The 14,696-nt window shown below is 71.4% G+C and carries 10 protein-coding genes and 1 riboswitch; of the genes, 7 read left to right on the top strand and 3 right to left on the bottom strand.

Annotated features, from left to right (window positions below; genetic code table 11):
- The first annotated feature begins 42 nt into the window (after window positions 1-42).
- The 3 genes from O3S82_RS00095 (at window position 43) to O3S82_RS00085 (ending at window position 1,779) form a co-directional block, all read left to right on the top strand.
- A complete protein-coding gene (locus tag O3S82_RS00095) occupies window positions 43-567 on the top strand; it encodes a DUF1697 domain-containing protein (RefSeq protein ID WP_269304561.1) in 525 nt (174 codons plus the stop codon).
- A gap of 70 nt (window positions 568-637) precedes the next feature.
- Window positions 638-979, top strand: a complete 342-nt coding sequence (locus O3S82_RS00090) for a hypothetical protein (protein WP_269304559.1) — start codon at window positions 638-640, stop codon at window positions 977-979.
- A complete protein-coding gene (locus O3S82_RS00085) occupies window positions 976-1,779 on the top strand; it encodes a Sir2 family NAD-dependent protein deacetylase (protein ID WP_179427230.1) in 804 nt (267 codons plus the stop codon). The genes O3S82_RS00090 and O3S82_RS00085 overlap by 4 nt, the downstream gene beginning before the upstream one ends.
- Here the strand turns inward: O3S82_RS00085 and serA are convergent.
- Window positions 1,772-3,016 (bottom strand): phosphoglycerate dehydrogenase, encoded by a 1,245-nt coding sequence (gene serA, locus O3S82_RS00080; RefSeq protein WP_269304557.1) that lies wholly within the window; start codon window positions 3,014-3,016, stop codon window positions 1,772-1,774. The genes O3S82_RS00085 and serA overlap by 8 nt on opposite strands.
- Before the next feature lie 51 nt (window positions 3,017-3,067).
- Window positions 3,068-3,155, bottom strand: a riboswitch (ZMP/ZTP riboswitch).
- Window positions 3,156-3,205: 50 nt separating this feature from the next.
- Window positions 3,206-3,634 (bottom strand): PaaI family thioesterase, encoded by a 429-nt coding sequence (locus O3S82_RS00075; RefSeq protein ID WP_179427235.1) that lies wholly within the window; start codon window positions 3,632-3,634, stop codon window positions 3,206-3,208.
- A gap of 93 nt (window positions 3,635-3,727) precedes the next feature.
- Between O3S82_RS00075 and O3S82_RS00070 the strand changes: the two genes are divergently transcribed.
- From O3S82_RS00070 to O3S82_RS00055, 4 genes are all read left to right on the top strand, one after another.
- Window positions 3,728-4,021 (top strand): metal-sensitive transcriptional regulator, encoded by a 294-nt coding sequence (locus O3S82_RS00070; protein WP_179427237.1) that lies wholly within the window; start codon window positions 3,728-3,730, stop codon window positions 4,019-4,021.
- Between the two features lie 5 nt (window positions 4,022-4,026).
- A complete protein-coding gene (locus O3S82_RS00065) occupies window positions 4,027-4,254 on the top strand; it encodes a heavy-metal-associated domain-containing protein (RefSeq protein ID WP_179427239.1) in 228 nt (75 codons plus the stop codon).
- Window positions 4,254-6,407 carry a heavy metal translocating P-type ATPase gene (locus tag O3S82_RS00060; RefSeq protein ID WP_269304554.1) on the top strand — a complete coding sequence of 718 codons (2,154 nt, stop codon included), beginning with the start codon at window positions 4,254-4,256 and terminating at the stop codon, window positions 6,405-6,407. Before O3S82_RS00065 ends, O3S82_RS00060 begins: the two co-directional genes overlap by 1 nt.
- A 148-nt stretch (window positions 6,408-6,555) precedes the next feature.
- Window positions 6,556-6,969 carry a hypothetical protein gene (locus tag O3S82_RS00055; RefSeq protein ID WP_179427243.1) on the top strand — a complete coding sequence of 138 codons (414 nt, stop codon included), beginning with the start codon at window positions 6,556-6,558 and terminating at the stop codon, window positions 6,967-6,969.
- A gap of 69 nt (window positions 6,970-7,038) precedes the next feature.
- Here the strand turns inward: O3S82_RS00055 and O3S82_RS00050 are convergent, their stop codons facing one another.
- Entirely contained in the window at window positions 7,039-14,577 is a 7,539-nt protein-coding gene (locus O3S82_RS00050) for a DUF5979 domain-containing protein (RefSeq protein ID WP_269304552.1), read from the bottom strand.
- Between the last annotated feature and the right edge of the window lie 119 nt (window positions 14,578-14,696).

Below are 14,696 nucleotides of genomic sequence, written 5' to 3'. Positions count from 1 at the left end.
CTTCCCCGGGAATCTGTCCACCGCCGACGGCACACTGAGGGCATGACGAGGCGCGTGGTGCTGCTGCGGGCGGTGAACGTCGGGGGCGCGAAGCTGCCGATGGCCGAGCTGCGTGAGGTCGCCGAGGGGCTCGGGGCGCGCGACGTCTCCACTTACATCGCCTCGGGGAACCTGCTGGTCGACGTCGAGGACCCGGCGGCGTTCGACCGCGCGCTCGAGCAGGCCGTCGAGGAGCGCTTCGGGTTCTTCCGCGAGGCGATCAGCCGTTCGCCTGCGGAGCTGCGCGCGGCTCTGGAGGCGCATCCGTTCGAGGTGGTCGAGAAGCGGTTCTCCTACGTCACGTTCCTCGCCGCAGAGCCGACGGCCGCCGCGATCGCGAAGGCACGGACCTTCGAGACCGGTGACGACCGGTGGGAGGTCATCGGCCGCGAGCTGCACATCCGGTACGCCGACGGCGCCGGGCGACCCCAGATGAAGGACGCCTCCATCGGGCGCGCGCTCGCCGTGCCCGGCACCGCCCGCAACCTCAACACCGTGGAGAGGCTGCTCGGGCTCGCCGAGGGCTGATCCTGTGGACGACGGGATGCGCCGGGCCCTCGCGGCTGACATCGTCACCGGCACCCGTCACACTGGAGGAGTGCCCGTCATGGACCTGGAGTCGACCATCACCTGGGTGGGATTCGCCGCGTTCGCCGACGCGCGGTTCGATGCCTCCGACACCCGATTCGACCGGCTCGAGAGCAAATTCGACCACCTCGAGAACAGGTTCGACCGGTTCGAGGAGCGGTTCGATGCCTCGGAGGCGCGTGCCGACACCCGCTTCGCGGGGATGGACGCGCGGTTCGACGCGCTCGACCGGCGCGTGTCCGACCTGCGCGACGACGTGCGCGCCGGGTTCGCGGCCACCGACCTGCGGCTCACGACGCTCGAGCAGCGCACCTTCGACATCGGTGCCCGGCGCCGCCCGGGGGCCGGGTGAGCGACTGGTTCGACCGACGCTGGCTGGTGCTGACCGGGGCCGGCGTCAGCACCGACTCGGGCATCCCGGACTATCGGGGTCCCGACGCCGTCCCGCGGCAGCCGATGACCTACCAGGACTTCATCGCCACGCCCGCCCATCGCCAGCGCTACTGGGCGCGCGCCCACCTCGGCTGGAGCCGGATGGGCGGCGCCGAGCCGAACGTCACGCACCGCTTCCTCGCCGAGCACCAGGACCGCCTGGTCGGCCTCATCACCCAGAACGTCGACGGCCTGCACGAGAAGGCGGGCTCGCTCGACGTCGTCGACCTGCACGGCCGGCTCGACCGGGTGATCTGCCTCGACTGCGGCGACGTCACCAGCCGAGCCGAGGTGCAGGCCCGGCTCGACGCCCTCAACCCCGGCTGGACCGATCAGGAGGTCACGATCGCGCCCGACGGCGACGTCGACCTCGAGGACACGGCCGGGTTCGTCGTCGCCGACTGCACCCAGTGCGGCGGCCGGCTCAAGCCCGACGTCGTCTTCTTCGGCGAGTCGGTGCCCAAGCCCAAGGTCAACCACTGCTTCGACCTCGTCGAGCGCGCCGGTCGCGAGGGCGCCGCGCTCGTGGTGCTGGGCTCGTCGCTGCAAGTGATGAGCGGGCTGCGGTTCGTCCGGCGCGCGGCGAAGGACGGCACCGAGATCGTCATCATCAACCGCGGCCCCACCCGGGGCGACGAGCTCGCTGACGTGCGCATCGACGACGGCGTCGCCGAGACGCTGCAGCGGCTGTCGCTCCGGGCCGGGGAGCGGCTCAGCTGAGCTGGCGCAGGCGCACGGTCTCGGGCAGCGCGGCGAGCTCCTTGAGCACGTCGGCGCCGACCTCGGCCGAGACGTCGGTGACCACGTAGCCGAGCTCGCCGCGGGTGGCGAGCTGCTGGCCCTCGATGTTGACGCCGTGGTCGCCCAGGATCGTGTTGATCGTGGCGAGCACGCCGGGCGCGTTGTGGTGCACGTGCGCGAGGCGGTGACGGGCCGGGTCGCTCGGCAGGTTGAGCTCGGGGAACGTCACCGACAGGTTCGTCGTGCCGGCCTTGGCGTAGGCGCGCAGCTTCGAGGCGACGAAGCGGCCGATGTCCTGCTGCGCCTCCTCGGTGGAGCCGCCGACGTGCGGCGTGAGGATGACGTTCGGGACGCCCCGCAGCTCGCTCTCGAACGGGTCGCCCTGGGCCTTCGGCTCGACCGGGAACACGTCGAGCGCGGCGCCCGCGATGTGGCCCGACTCGAGGTGCTGGCGCAGGGCCGCGGTGTCGACCGCGATGCCGCGCGACAGGTTGAGGAACAGCGAGCGCGGCTTCATCGCGCGCATCTGCTCGTCGCCGAACAGGCCCGCGTTGCCGGGACGGCCGTCGACGTGCAGCGAGACGACGTCGGACACGGCGAGCAGCTCGTCGATCGTGGCGCACTTCTTGGCGTTGCCGAGCGCGAGCTTGTCGTCGATGTCGTAGAACACGACCGACAGGCCGAGGGCCTCGGCGATCACCGAGAGCTGGCTGCCGATGTTGCCGTAGCCGACGATGCCGAGCGTGCGGCCGCGCACCTCGTGGCTGCCCGCGGCCGACTTGTTCCAGACGCCGTGGTGCATGGCGGTGGACTTCTCGTGCAGGCGGCGGGCGAGCGAGATGATCTCGGCGATCGCCAGCTCGACGACGCTGCGCGTGTTGGAGTACGGCGCGTTGAAGACGGCGACGCCGTGGCGCTTCGTGGCCGCGAGGTCGATCTGGTTGGTGCCGATGCAGAAGGCACCGATCGCGAGCAGGTCGGGAGCGTTCTCCAGGACCTTCTCGGTGATGTAGGTCGTCGAGCGGATGCCGAGCAGGTGGACGCCCTTGATCGCCTCGATGAGCTCGTCCTCGGTGAGCGCGGCGCTGCGCGTCTCGACCTGGTAGCCCTTGTTGCGCAGGAAGTCCGCGCCGTCAGCGTGGATGTTCTCGAGGAGCAGGACCTTGACGTCCTGGTCGTCGATCGTGGTCAGCGGTTCGTGAACGTCGAAGCTCATGCTCATCATCGTCATCGTGTGTGGCCTCCGGGTCAGCGGTCGATCGGGCTGACGCGGGGCCCAGGCGAACGGTCCCGTAAGTCGTGCTGCCCGCGGCTCCCTGGTGGTAGCCACCTCAACGCCAGTCGCGCGCGGACCCCTCCATCCTAGCGGCTCGGGCCAGTCGGCCCGATCGCGTCCGGGAGGCGGTCAGTCCTTCAGGTTGCCCTGCATGGCCGCGACGGCCTCCGGCGGGACCTCCTGGTCGAGGTTCGCCAGGCGGACCTGCCCCTGCGCGATCAGCCTCCCGTCCTGGTTGACCGAGTCCAGGTGCCACAGCTGCTGCGTGCGGCCGCGGTGGATCGGCGTGGCGGTGGTGGTGATCGTGTCGCCGTTGCGGGCCTGGCGCAGGAAGTCGGTGGAGTTGTTCGTTCCGACGACGACGCCCTTCGTGCCCAGCCAGATCTGCCCGGCCATGCTGGCGGTGGACTCGTGCACCGCGCAGTAGATGCCGCCGTGCGGGATGCCGAACGGCTGCAGGTGGTCGTCGGTGATCGTGAAGCGGACGACCACCTTGTCGGGGGTCAGCTCGACGTGCTCGACGCCGAGCACTCCGTCCAGGCCGGGGATGTCGCTCATGGTCCGGACTCTAACCAGACCGTCTCGCGCCGCGTCACCGAGTAGTGCGCAATCGGACTTGATACGGGTACCCCCTAGGGGTATGTTGAAGCCATGAGCCACGAGCACCCCGGGTACGCCGACGACAAGGCGGCCGTCCTCAAGCGACTGGCGCGGATCGAGGGACAGGTCCGCGGCATCAACCGAATGGTCGAGTCCGACACCTACTGCATCGACGTGCTGACCCAGATCAGCGCGACCACGAAGGCCCTCGAGGCCGTCGCCCTGAAGCTGCTCGACGAGCACCTCGCCCACTGCGTCGCGGACGCCGCGGCCAAGGGCGGACCCGAGGCCGACCAGAAGATCAAGGAAGCATCCGACGCCATCGCGCGTCTGGTGAGGAGTTGAGAGCCATGACCACCACCACCTACACCGTCACCGGCATGACCTGCGGCCACTGCGCCGCGGCCGTCACGCAGGAGATCACCGCGCTCGACGGCGTCGAGGACGTCGCGGTCGACGTGGCCTCGGGCGCCGTCACGGTCACCAGCCAGGGTCCGCTCGACGAGGCGCAGGTCGCGTCCGCGGTGGACGAGGCCGGCTACGCACTGGCGGGTCCGCGCGACCTGCCGCTGGTCTGATGACCACGCACGAGACCGAGGCGGACCCCACCACCACCTACCGCCTCGACATCGGCGGAATGAGCTGCACCTCGTGCGCGATGCGCATCGAGAAGAAGCTGAACCGCCTCGAGGGCGTGGAGGCGAGCGTCAACTACGCCACCGAGAAGGCCACGGTGCACGCCCACCACGGGGTCGACCCGCAGGCGCTCGTCGAGACCGTGGAGAAGACCGGCTACACCGCGCAGGTCCACGACCCGCACGCCGGCCACGAGGGTCACGCCGCCCACGGCGGCCTCCACTCGGCCGAGTCGATGCGGAAGCGCCTCCTGGTCGCGACGATCCTGAGCGTGCCCGTGACGGCCATCTCGATGATCCCGGCGCTGCAGTTCGCCGGCTGGCCGTGGGTCGTGCTGGCGCTGACCACGCCAGTGGTGCTGTGGGCCGCCTACCCGTTCCACTGGTCGGCCGCGCTGAACGCGCGCCACGGCGCCGCCACGATGGACACCCTCGTCAGCATCGGCGTGGGCGCGGCCTACGTGTGGTCGCTCGTCCAGCTGTGGCTCGGCGTGACCGGCCACGGGGTCGAGCACGGCCACTACTACTTCGAGACCGCGGCGGTCGTGACGACGTTCATCCTCGCCGGCCACTACCTCGAGGCGAACGCGAAGCGCCGCTCGAGCGCCGCCCTGCGCACCCTGATGGACCTCGGTGCGAAGCACGTCGCGGTGCTGCGCGACGGCCGTGAGGTCGAGGTCCCGATCGAGGAGCTGCACGCCGGCGACGTGTTCGTCGTGCGTCCCGGCGAGAAGGTCGCCACCGACGGCGAGGTCGTCGAGGGCGGGTCGGCCGTGGACGAGTCGATGCTCACCGGCGAGTCGGTGCCCGTCGACGTCACGGTCGGCGACACCGTCACGGGCGCCACGGTCAACCAGTCCGGACGACTCGTCGTGCGCGCCACGGCCGTCGGCCAGGACACGCAGCTGGCCCAGATGGCCCGCCTCGTCGAGGAGGCCCAGGAGGGCAAGGCGGAGGTGCAGCGGCTGGCCGACCGCATCTCGGCGTGGTTCGTGCCGGGCGTCCTCGTCCTGGCCGCGCTGACGCTGCTGGTGTGGCTGCTGGTCGCGCCGGGCATCGCCGCGTTCGAGGCCGCCGTCGCGGTGCTGATCATCGCCTGCCCGTGTGCCCTCGGCCTGGCCACGCCCACCGCGCTCATGGTGGGCACGGGCCGCGGCGCCCAGCTGGGCATCCTGATCAAGGGGCCGCAGATCCTCGAGTCCACGCGGACGATCGACACGATCGTGCTGGACAAGACGGGCACCATCACGACCGGCACGATGAGCGTCGCGCACGTCGATCCCGAGCCCGGGGTCGAGGCCGACGAGCTGCGCCGTCTGGCCGCCTCGGTCGAGTCCGCCTCGGAGCACCCGGTGGCACGCGCGATCGCGACGCTGGCCGACCCGCTCCCGGTGTCGGAGTTCCGCAACCACGCGGGCCAGGGCGTCGAGGGCACCGTCGACGGACACGTCGTCCGCGCGGGCCGTCCCGCCTGGGTGGGCGCCGCCGACCGTCCCGACCGCACCGGCACCGTCATCGCGGTCTCGCGCGACGGGCAGGTGCTCGGCACGATCACCGTGGCCGACCGGGTGAAGGACTCGTCGCGGCAGGCCGTCGCCGACCTGCGCCGCCTCGGCCTCGAGCCGATCCTGCTGACGGGCGACAACGAGCGCGTGGCCACGGCGGTCGCCGCCGAGGTGGGCATCGACCGGGTGCACGCCGAGGTGACGCCCGAGGACAAGCTCGACGTCGTCCGCGAGCTGCGCGAGCAGGGCCGCGTCGTGGCGATGGTCGGCGACGGGGTGAACGACGCCGCCGCGCTGGCCGGTGCCGACCTCGGCATCGCGATGGGCACCGGCACCGACGTGGCGATCGCCGCGAGCGACCTCACGCTCGTGCACGGCGACCTGGCCACCGCGGTGACCGCCGTCGAGCTGTCGCGCGCGACGCTGCGCACGATCAAGGGCAACCTGTTCTGGGCCTTCGCCTACAACGTGGCCGCGATCCCGCTCGCCGCACTGGGCTTCCTCAGCCCGATGATCGCGGGCTTCGCGATGGCCGCCAGCTCGGTGTTCGTGGTGACGAACTCGCTGCGGCTGCGGCGCTTCGCGCGCTGAGCCGCTCCCCCGCCGCCACCCCCCCGATTCCGGGGGGATGGTGGCGTTTCGGGCAGGCCCACGGCGCGCCCGTGCGCCGCGCATGAAACGATCGTCGGTGAAACGCGGCCGCCGCATCGGGTCGGTGCCGCACCGACGAGGGGGACACATGAACGTTCGCAAGCCTGCCGCCGCACTCGCCGCCGCGGTCCTGACCCTGGGACTCTCCGCCTGTGGTGGCGGCCAGTCCGTCGAGGACGCCTGCAAGGTGGCCGAGAAGGAGGTCAAGGACGCGATGGGTGACCTGAGCGGCATCGACCCCACCGACAGCGACAAGGCGACCGACACGATCGCCTCGATGGCCGACGCGCTGAAGAAGACGCAGAAGGACCTGGAGAACAAGGAGGTCAAGGACGCCATCGGCGATCTGTCGGCCGAGTTCGACAAGCTCGAGGGCGCCTTCGCCGACCTCAAGGCCGCCGGCCAGGACACCGAGAAGCTGCAGGAGGTCTCGCAGGAGATGAGCACGCTCTCCACCGACATCCAGGCCAAGGGCGAGAAGCTCGACGAGCTCTGCGGCTGAGCAGCACCAGACGACGAAGGAGCCCGGTCGACCTGAGGGTCGACCGGGCTCTCTCGTCTCCGCTGCCCGTCAGGCGGCGTCGGACCTGCGGCGTCGCGCGGCCGCCACGGCGACTCCGCCGCCGATCAGGCTGAGCAGGCCCAGGCCCACCGCCACCGTCGAGACGCCCGAGCCGGTGTCCGAGAGCGACCCGTCGCCACCGGAGCCGTCGCCCGACGTCTCGTCCTCGCGCTCCGCGCCGCCGGAGTCGATGCTCCAGACGTCCTCGTCGAACACGTTCGTCACGGCGATCTCGATCTGCGACGTCGTGTCCACCGAGGCGACGGTCGCGCCGGTCTCGAAGTCGGCGTGGCTGATCTTGACCTCGGACGCACCGCCGGCGTCGGTCTCCTCGGCGAAGCAGCGGGTCCCGGTCGGCAGCAGCAGCGGAGCGCCGTCGCCGTCCGTGAACGTCCGCGTGCGGCCGGCCTTGAGCGTGAAGTCCGACTCGAACACCGTGCCGCGGACGGTCGCGCCGTCCGGACCGGTCGTCTCGAGCTGGCAGGTCAGCGTGATCGGGAACGCGGCACGACGCACCTCGCGGTGATCGGCGAAGGCGCCCTCGACCTGCTTGGTCACCGAGACCTCGCCGGCGCCGTAGGTGTTGGTGATCGTCGCGACGACCGCCTCCTCCTGCGTGCCCGCGCCGATCACGACCGTGGCCTCGCGCGTGCTGCCGTCGGCCTTGCCGTCCTCGGTCTCCACGACGTGGCACGAGGTGCCCGTCGGGAGCGGGCCGATGGCGTCGGACCACAGCGACGTGGCCCTGCCCTCGCGCGCCAGCGTCACCTGCTGCTCCAGCACCGTCTCGTCCGCGAGCGTGCACGCCACGTCGAAGGCGTAGGCCGCGTCGGCGTGCAGGCCCTCGCCGGGTCCGTCGACGACCTTGTTGACCTTCAGGAAGCCGGCGTCGAACCGGTTGTCCACGACGACCTCGACGGGCTCCGCGGTCTCGGTGTCGCTCACCACGACCTCGCCGTCCTCCGGCGTCATCGTGACGCCCTGCGACTGCGGCGTGCTGGACTTCTCGCTCACCGTGCACGAGGCTCCGGTCGGCAGTCGGTCCCACTCGGCCGTCCCTGCGCCGGTGATGGTGCGGTCGGCGCCGTCCGGGATCGCGACGGCGGTGGTGGTGCCGTCCACCTCGCGCACGCACTCGAGCGACATGACGTAGGTTCCGTCGGTCACGACCGGGAAGGCCGCGCCCTCGCCGGACAGCGTCTTGCGCACGCGCACGACGCCCTGCTCGAAGTGGTTCTCGACGCCGACCTCGACGACTTGGTCACCCGAGCGGACCGTGAAGTCCTGCGGGTCGATCGTCGTGTGGTTGGCGCCGCCGTTGCGGGGCTCGGTCACCGTGCAGGCGGCGCCGGTCGGCAGGTCGTCCACCCGCCAGGCCAGCTCGTCCGGTGCGGTCAGGACGGCGGAGTCGTCGAAGACGGTCTCCGCGGCGCCCGCGCCGTCCAGGTCCAGGGTGCACACGAGACGCACCTCGAACTCCTGGTCGTCCCAGCGGTCCTTGCCCGGTCCGGTGATCTGCTTCGTGATGCTCACCGCGCCCACCGTGTAGGTGTTGAGGTGGGCGACCTCGACGTTCGTGCCGTCGCCGATCGTGAACTCGGCCGGGTTCTCGGCGTCCTCGCCGTCGACCTGCACCGTGACGGTCGCCCCCGCGGCGTCGGTCTCCTCGACCGCGCACGTGGACCCGGTGGGCAGGCCCGAGTAGGCCTTGCTGCCGCCGTCACGGAGCTCGACCTGCTCGGCGAGGATCGTCGACCCGAGGTAGGCGCACGTCACGTCGAACCCGTAGGTCCGGTCGTAGACGATCGGCTCGCCGTCCTGATCGACCGCACCGCCGGCGTCGACGCTCTTGGCGACCGAGAAGCCGCCGGCGGAGTAGGCGTTCGTGGCGGTGACGGTCGGGCCGCTGGTCGCGCCGACGTACGGGTGGCTGATCTGCGAGACCGAGCGCAGGCTCGCGTCGGCCACGACGGTCCGGTCGGCGGGCGACCACGAGACCTCGACCCCGGCCGGGATCGGGACCTCGGCGACGGCGCAGCTGGCGAACAGCGGGATCGACACCGGCGTCGTGGCCGTGTTCACCACGGTGCTGCCGCCCTCGTCATCGACGGTGACGACGACCGTGCCGTCGACCGCCGTGCCCGCGGCGTTGCGCAGGACGACGTCCGTCCCGTCGAGCGTGCACGACACCCGGAACGAGTACGTGCCGGGCAGGTCGACCGGCACCGAGAACTCGGGCGCCTCGACGACCTTGTCGATCGTCAGCCGGCCCTGGGCCGTGGCGATGCCGACCCGGGTGGGCTCGAGGACGATCTCGGCCCGCTCGGGCTGGGTGACCGTGGCCACCGACCGCGACGAGCCGGCGAAGGAGTTGTACGCCACCGGCAGGGTCGTGGACTGGTCGAAGGCGCGCGGCAGGTTGATCGGGGTCCGCGTGCTGAACGCGACGCCCGCCGTCTCGCCCGGGCGCAGGCCGGCGCCCTGGCCGGCCGAGGTCCAGTCGAGCACGAACTTGACCGACTGCGCGGCCGTCAGCTGGGAGTCCGGCGTGCTCGCGTCGTACTCGGTCCAGCCGAACGCACAGCCCGCGCTGGGGGCCGCGTTCGCCGTGTGGACCTGGACGGCGTTGGTGTTGCACGCCGTGCTCAGCCGCTGCGTCGAGTAGTACGCGCGCAGCGTCGCGCCCTGGTGCTGCGCCTCCGCGAGGTCCGCGGACACCGTGTTCAGCAGCCGGACGCCGAACTGCGACCCGCGCGCCGCGGACGTGATCACGCCGCGGTCGCCGACGGCCGGGAGCGTGTCGACGAGGGCGACGAGCTTGGCGTTCGTGTTGCCGGTGTTGCGGAAGGAGAGCTTCCACGACGCCTCGCCACCCGGTCGGGTGACCGGGAGGCAGGTGCCGCGGTAGTAGCCGTCGGACTGCGGCTCCGCGCACGCGGCCGCGGCCCCGGCGGTGTTCATGACACCGAGGTCGTCGTCGCCCGAGCCGGGCTCGCCCGCCTCGACGCCCTTGACGCCCTTCGCCATCGCCAGCGTGGCGCTCGACCGGGGCTGGACGTGCGTCGTCGCGGTGCAGCTGTCGACGTTCGTCCGGTTCGCCTGAGTCACGGAGTCGACCGTGTACTGGCACACCTCGAAGTCGCGGTCGGACGTGGCGGTCACGGAGTTGGCGATGATCTGGTCGGCGTCGACACCCGGCTCGAGCAGGAGCGGTGCCTGGACGGTGAGCACCCACCCCGGCCGGAACACGAATCCGTCCGGCATCGTGACGGCGAGCCGGCCCGTCTCGGCGTCGAGGCCGGCCGCGAAGCTCGGCGTCGGCGACGGCACCGGGTTGCTCGGGTTGGTCGTGGTCAGCGTGAAGGCGTAGCCGGTCGGGTCGGGCTCACGGACGGGCACCGCCCCGTCGACGAGCTCGATCTGGTCGACGACCTCGAACCCGGTCATCGGCCACTGGCCCGTGTTCGTCGCCCGCAGGACGTAGGGAACCGTCCCGTTGGGGGTGTACTGCGGCGGGGTGGTGGCATTGCCCGGCGTCTTCTCGACCCGGATCCGGTTCGGGCGGTGCAGCACCTGCGTGGTGTCCGCGGCGGTCCGGTCGTCGGTGAACGTCTGGTTCGCGCCGAACTGCGCGTCGCCGTGCACCTGGAGGTCGTCGGAGATCAGGCCCGGCGTGCCCTCGCCCTCGTTCGGGCCCACGCCGGGCAGCGTGGTCGACACGGGCTCGCCGTTGCCGCGCTGCGTGTCGCGGCGCTCGGTCCTGAGGCTCACGACGATGTTCGGGTTGTACGGCCGCTCCCACTGCACGACGGTGCCGGTGACCGTGAGCTGGCGGAAGCTGAAGCGCACGCCCTCGACCACCGTCGGATCGGTCACGCCCGGAGGCAGCACGAAGGTGACGTTGCCCGCGGGCAGCGCGTTGACCCAGAAGCCCTCGACCCACACGTCGCCGACCTTGGCGTCCATGCGGACGCTGTTGAGCGGTCGCGGCAGGTTGATGGAGGCCGAGGTGAAGTTCATGGCGTTCCAGAACGTCTCGGTCTCGTCGGTGAGCCGCATGAGGGTCGTGCGGGCCGAGCCGAGCGGCTGACCCCGCAGCGACGTCGTGTAGGTCCGGGCCTGGTCCTCATAGACCGTGTCGCCACTGGGGTTGGCGTCGGGACGGATGACCTTCTGGGCCGTGATGGCGTAGCTCGCGGTGACGATGTTGAACTCGTCGTCCGCGGCGTCGTAGCCGGTCGAGCACGCCGCGGCCGGGCACGCGATGCGGCCGGGGCTGTCGATCTGGACCGAGGCCTCGTTGAGGATCGGCGTCCCGCCGGGGGACGTCGCCTCCACCGGACCGCCGCTGCGCTTCTCGGCGCGCAGCTGCCACGTGAGGGTCACCGCGGCGGTCGCCCCGCTGCGGATGACCGGGGCGCCGTCCGCGCCGACGAACGACACCGTGACGCCCGTGACGTCCTCGAGCTCGGCCGCGGTGAGGGCGAGCGCCTCCGCGTAGGTGTGGTCGGTCGTCGTGCCCGAGCGGTCCAGCGTCACCGTGACGCCGGCCTGGGTGGCACCCGACGGGAGCGTGATGCTGTCGATGTCGTGCAGGTCCGCCACGTCGTACGTGGTGGTGTCGTCCGACTCCACTCCCGGATCGCTGATGACGAGCGACGACAGCTTGGAGGCCGAGGTGTTCGTGGCGCGCAGCGTGGCCGAGATGAGCGGGAAGGCGTCGGGGGTGACGCCGTTGCCGGGGCTCGGCAGGCCCAGCTGCGTCTGGTCGAACTCCTTGGTCAGGTCGACGTTCAAGGGCGCGTCGAGGATCGTGATCCGGTCGCCGTCGTTCGAGGAGAACTCGCCCGACCGACCGCCCGAGCCACGGACGTTCACCGTGTTCTCGACGACACCCTCGTCGCTCGTGTTGTAGGTGTGGTCGTGGTAGTTGCCCAGCACGTACTCGTCGGGGTCGCTGCGCAGCGTGTCGCGCACGGCGAAGTCGAGGTCGAGCGGCCGGCGGTCGACGCTCGAGCCGACGCCCTCGCCCGCCTGGCGCTCGGTGTACGTGAGGCGCACGCCGGTCGTCCCGGTGCGCTGCGCGGCGGTCAGGGTGTAGCCGGGGAACCGGCCCGCGCACACGCTCGCCGTCGGGCAGGCCTGCGCGGTGACGTCGGTCCACGTGCCGTTCAGGTACAGCTCGACCCGGCTGATCACGTCCTCGACGATCAGCGGGTCGGTGGACGGGGTGATCGGCTTGATCGCGACGAGGTCGAACGCGTCGTAGACCGAGGTCTCGATGCCGGGCGTGCCCGGGCCCAGCTCGGCCGGCGACGCCGGGTCGGTGAGCGTGACGTTCGCGAAGTTCAGGCCCTGCGTGCTCCAGTGGATCCGCGCGGTCCGCGTCTGCCCGGACAGGGCCGGGACGGTGGACTGCAGCCACTCCTTGTCGACCAGGTCAGGGCCCTCGCCGTCGATCGGGCGAAGCGTGACGTCGTCGCGAGCCTGCGCCGTGTCGCCCTTGTCGATCTGCCGGTTGAAGACCTCGGACTGCACGTCGTTGTCGACGACGACCTCGTCGTCGATGTCGACGCCGGACTGGACCTCGACCTCGAAGCTGGGGATCACGTTGAAGCCCGGGGGCAGCAGCTGCGGGCAGCCGTTGACCGCCAACGGCGTGAACTCGAACTGCAGGCCGCCGATCTCGTCCCGCAGCGCGGCCGGGATCGTGAGGTCGAAGCTCGCGACGCTGCCGGCGACGTTCTCGGCGCCCGGCAGGACCACCCAGGAGTCGCCGTCCCAGTACCGGACGGTCAGCTGGGTGCAGCCCGGGATCTCGGTGTGGGAGATCGCGGTCGGATCGAAGTGGTCGAAGAACTCGCTGCCCGCGGCGGGATCCGCCGGGTCCTGGATGACGAGCCGGTCGGAGCCGATGGTGGACTCGCTCGACACGCTCGCCGGCACCGAGACGGTGGCCTCGGCACCGGGCACGCCGAAGATCGCGCTGGGCGTGATCCGCTTGTCGACCTCGGTGAGGACCTCCAGCGGCCGCACCTGGAACGCGGCCTCGGCCTCGTCGGTGCCACGGGCGCCGTCGACGTTCGTGACGACGGCGTCGACCTCGTTCGTCGAGCTCAGCGTCTCGTCCAGGTCGGTCAGCGCCGTGAGCTCCAGCTCGAGACCGGCGTAGGAAGAGGCCTGGATGCCGTCGGTGCCGCCGGCGGACGAGTACGTGACGGTGAAGCCCTCCACCGTGCACCCGGACTGCGCCGCGGGAAGGGTGTCCTCGGTGGTGGTCGAGCTCGTCGTGGACGCGCAGTCGGCGTAGACGTAGGTGATCTCGGCGGACGTGGCGTCGACCGGCCACTCGATGTCGCCGAAGCCGGTGAACCGCAGCCCCTGCTCGGTGAACGTGGCCGCGCCCGCGGAGGGCTCGGCGATGACGAGCTCGTGCACGTCCAGCTCGCCGACCGTGGCCGTCACGGTGGCGGTGACGGCCTGCCCGACGACGAGCGTCGTGTCGTTCAGGCTCTTCTCGATCGTGACGGTGGGGTCGGACGCCCGGATCCGGGCGGTCGCGTCGTCGGTGGCGGGGTCGCTCACGTCGTCGCCGACCTCGACGGTCGCCGTCGTCTCGTTCTCGACGGAGACGGTGGTGCCGGGCTCGATCTGCGAGACCGATGCGTTGGTCACGGTCGCGACGCCCACCCGGGCCTCGGCGCCCGGCGCGTAGGAGCCCTCGTAGGTCACCCGCACGCCCTCGACGGTGGAGAGGTCGCCGGGCTCCTCCTGCGTCCACGTGCCGCCGACGAGGTACTCGACGGTGGTGTCGTCCGTGGAGTCGGGAGCGGGATCGGTCGTGATCCCGGCGAAGTCGAGGTGGTTCCAACCCGCGCCGTCGAACCGGTCCTCGACCACGATGCGGTCGACGGTCTGGTTGGACTGGTTGCTCGGGGTCAGGGTCCAGCCCACCCGCTTGCCGGGGGTGGCGGGAACGGCACCGGGGGCGACGGACTTGGCCACGCCGGCCTCGAGCGTGGTCTCGACCTCGAGCGTGACGGCCGCCGTCGACTGCTGCTCCTCGGCGTTCTCGCCGACGACCGCGGCGGTGTTGACGATCTCGTCGCCGTTGAAGTCCGCCGACACGGTGGTGGGCACGCGCACCTGCACCGTGACCGTCATCGAGCTGCCCGCGCGGAGCCCGACGCGACCGTCGATGGGGTGCTGCGGCGCGACCGTGAAGGAGTCGCCGTCGACCGAGACCGCGGCCGGTCCCGTGGGGGAGAGCACGGCCGTCACCGGGTTGGCGAAGGCCGGATCGAGCTCCAGCGGCTCCGGCAGGCTGTCGGACAGCACCGTGTCGAAGCAGCCCGCCTCGTTCGTCGAGGAGCACCCGACGACGATCGTGTAGGCGAACGTGTCACCGGGACCGTAGGGCCCGGGCGAGTCGACCGACTTCTGGATCTGGAGGTCGGCCGAGACGGCGGCGACGGCCGGCACTCCCCCGGAGAGCACCGCGGTCAGGGACAGCAGCAGGGCGGACAGGACGACGAGCGCGCGGCGCATCGTTCACCTTTCGTCGGGTGCGAGGGACCGGACGTCACTGTCTGGCCGCACGAGACGCGCGCCGAGATTCGAAGCCCGAGATTAAACTTCAACCGTCGACGGTAGCAACGAAGATGAGG

The sequence above is a fragment of the Aeromicrobium sp. HA genome (assembly GCF_027171405.1).
Classification (GTDB): Bacteria; Actinomycetota; Actinomycetes; order Propionibacteriales; family Nocardioidaceae; genus Aeromicrobium; species Aeromicrobium tamlense.
This window is presented reverse-complemented; position numbering and strand designations above follow the sequence as displayed.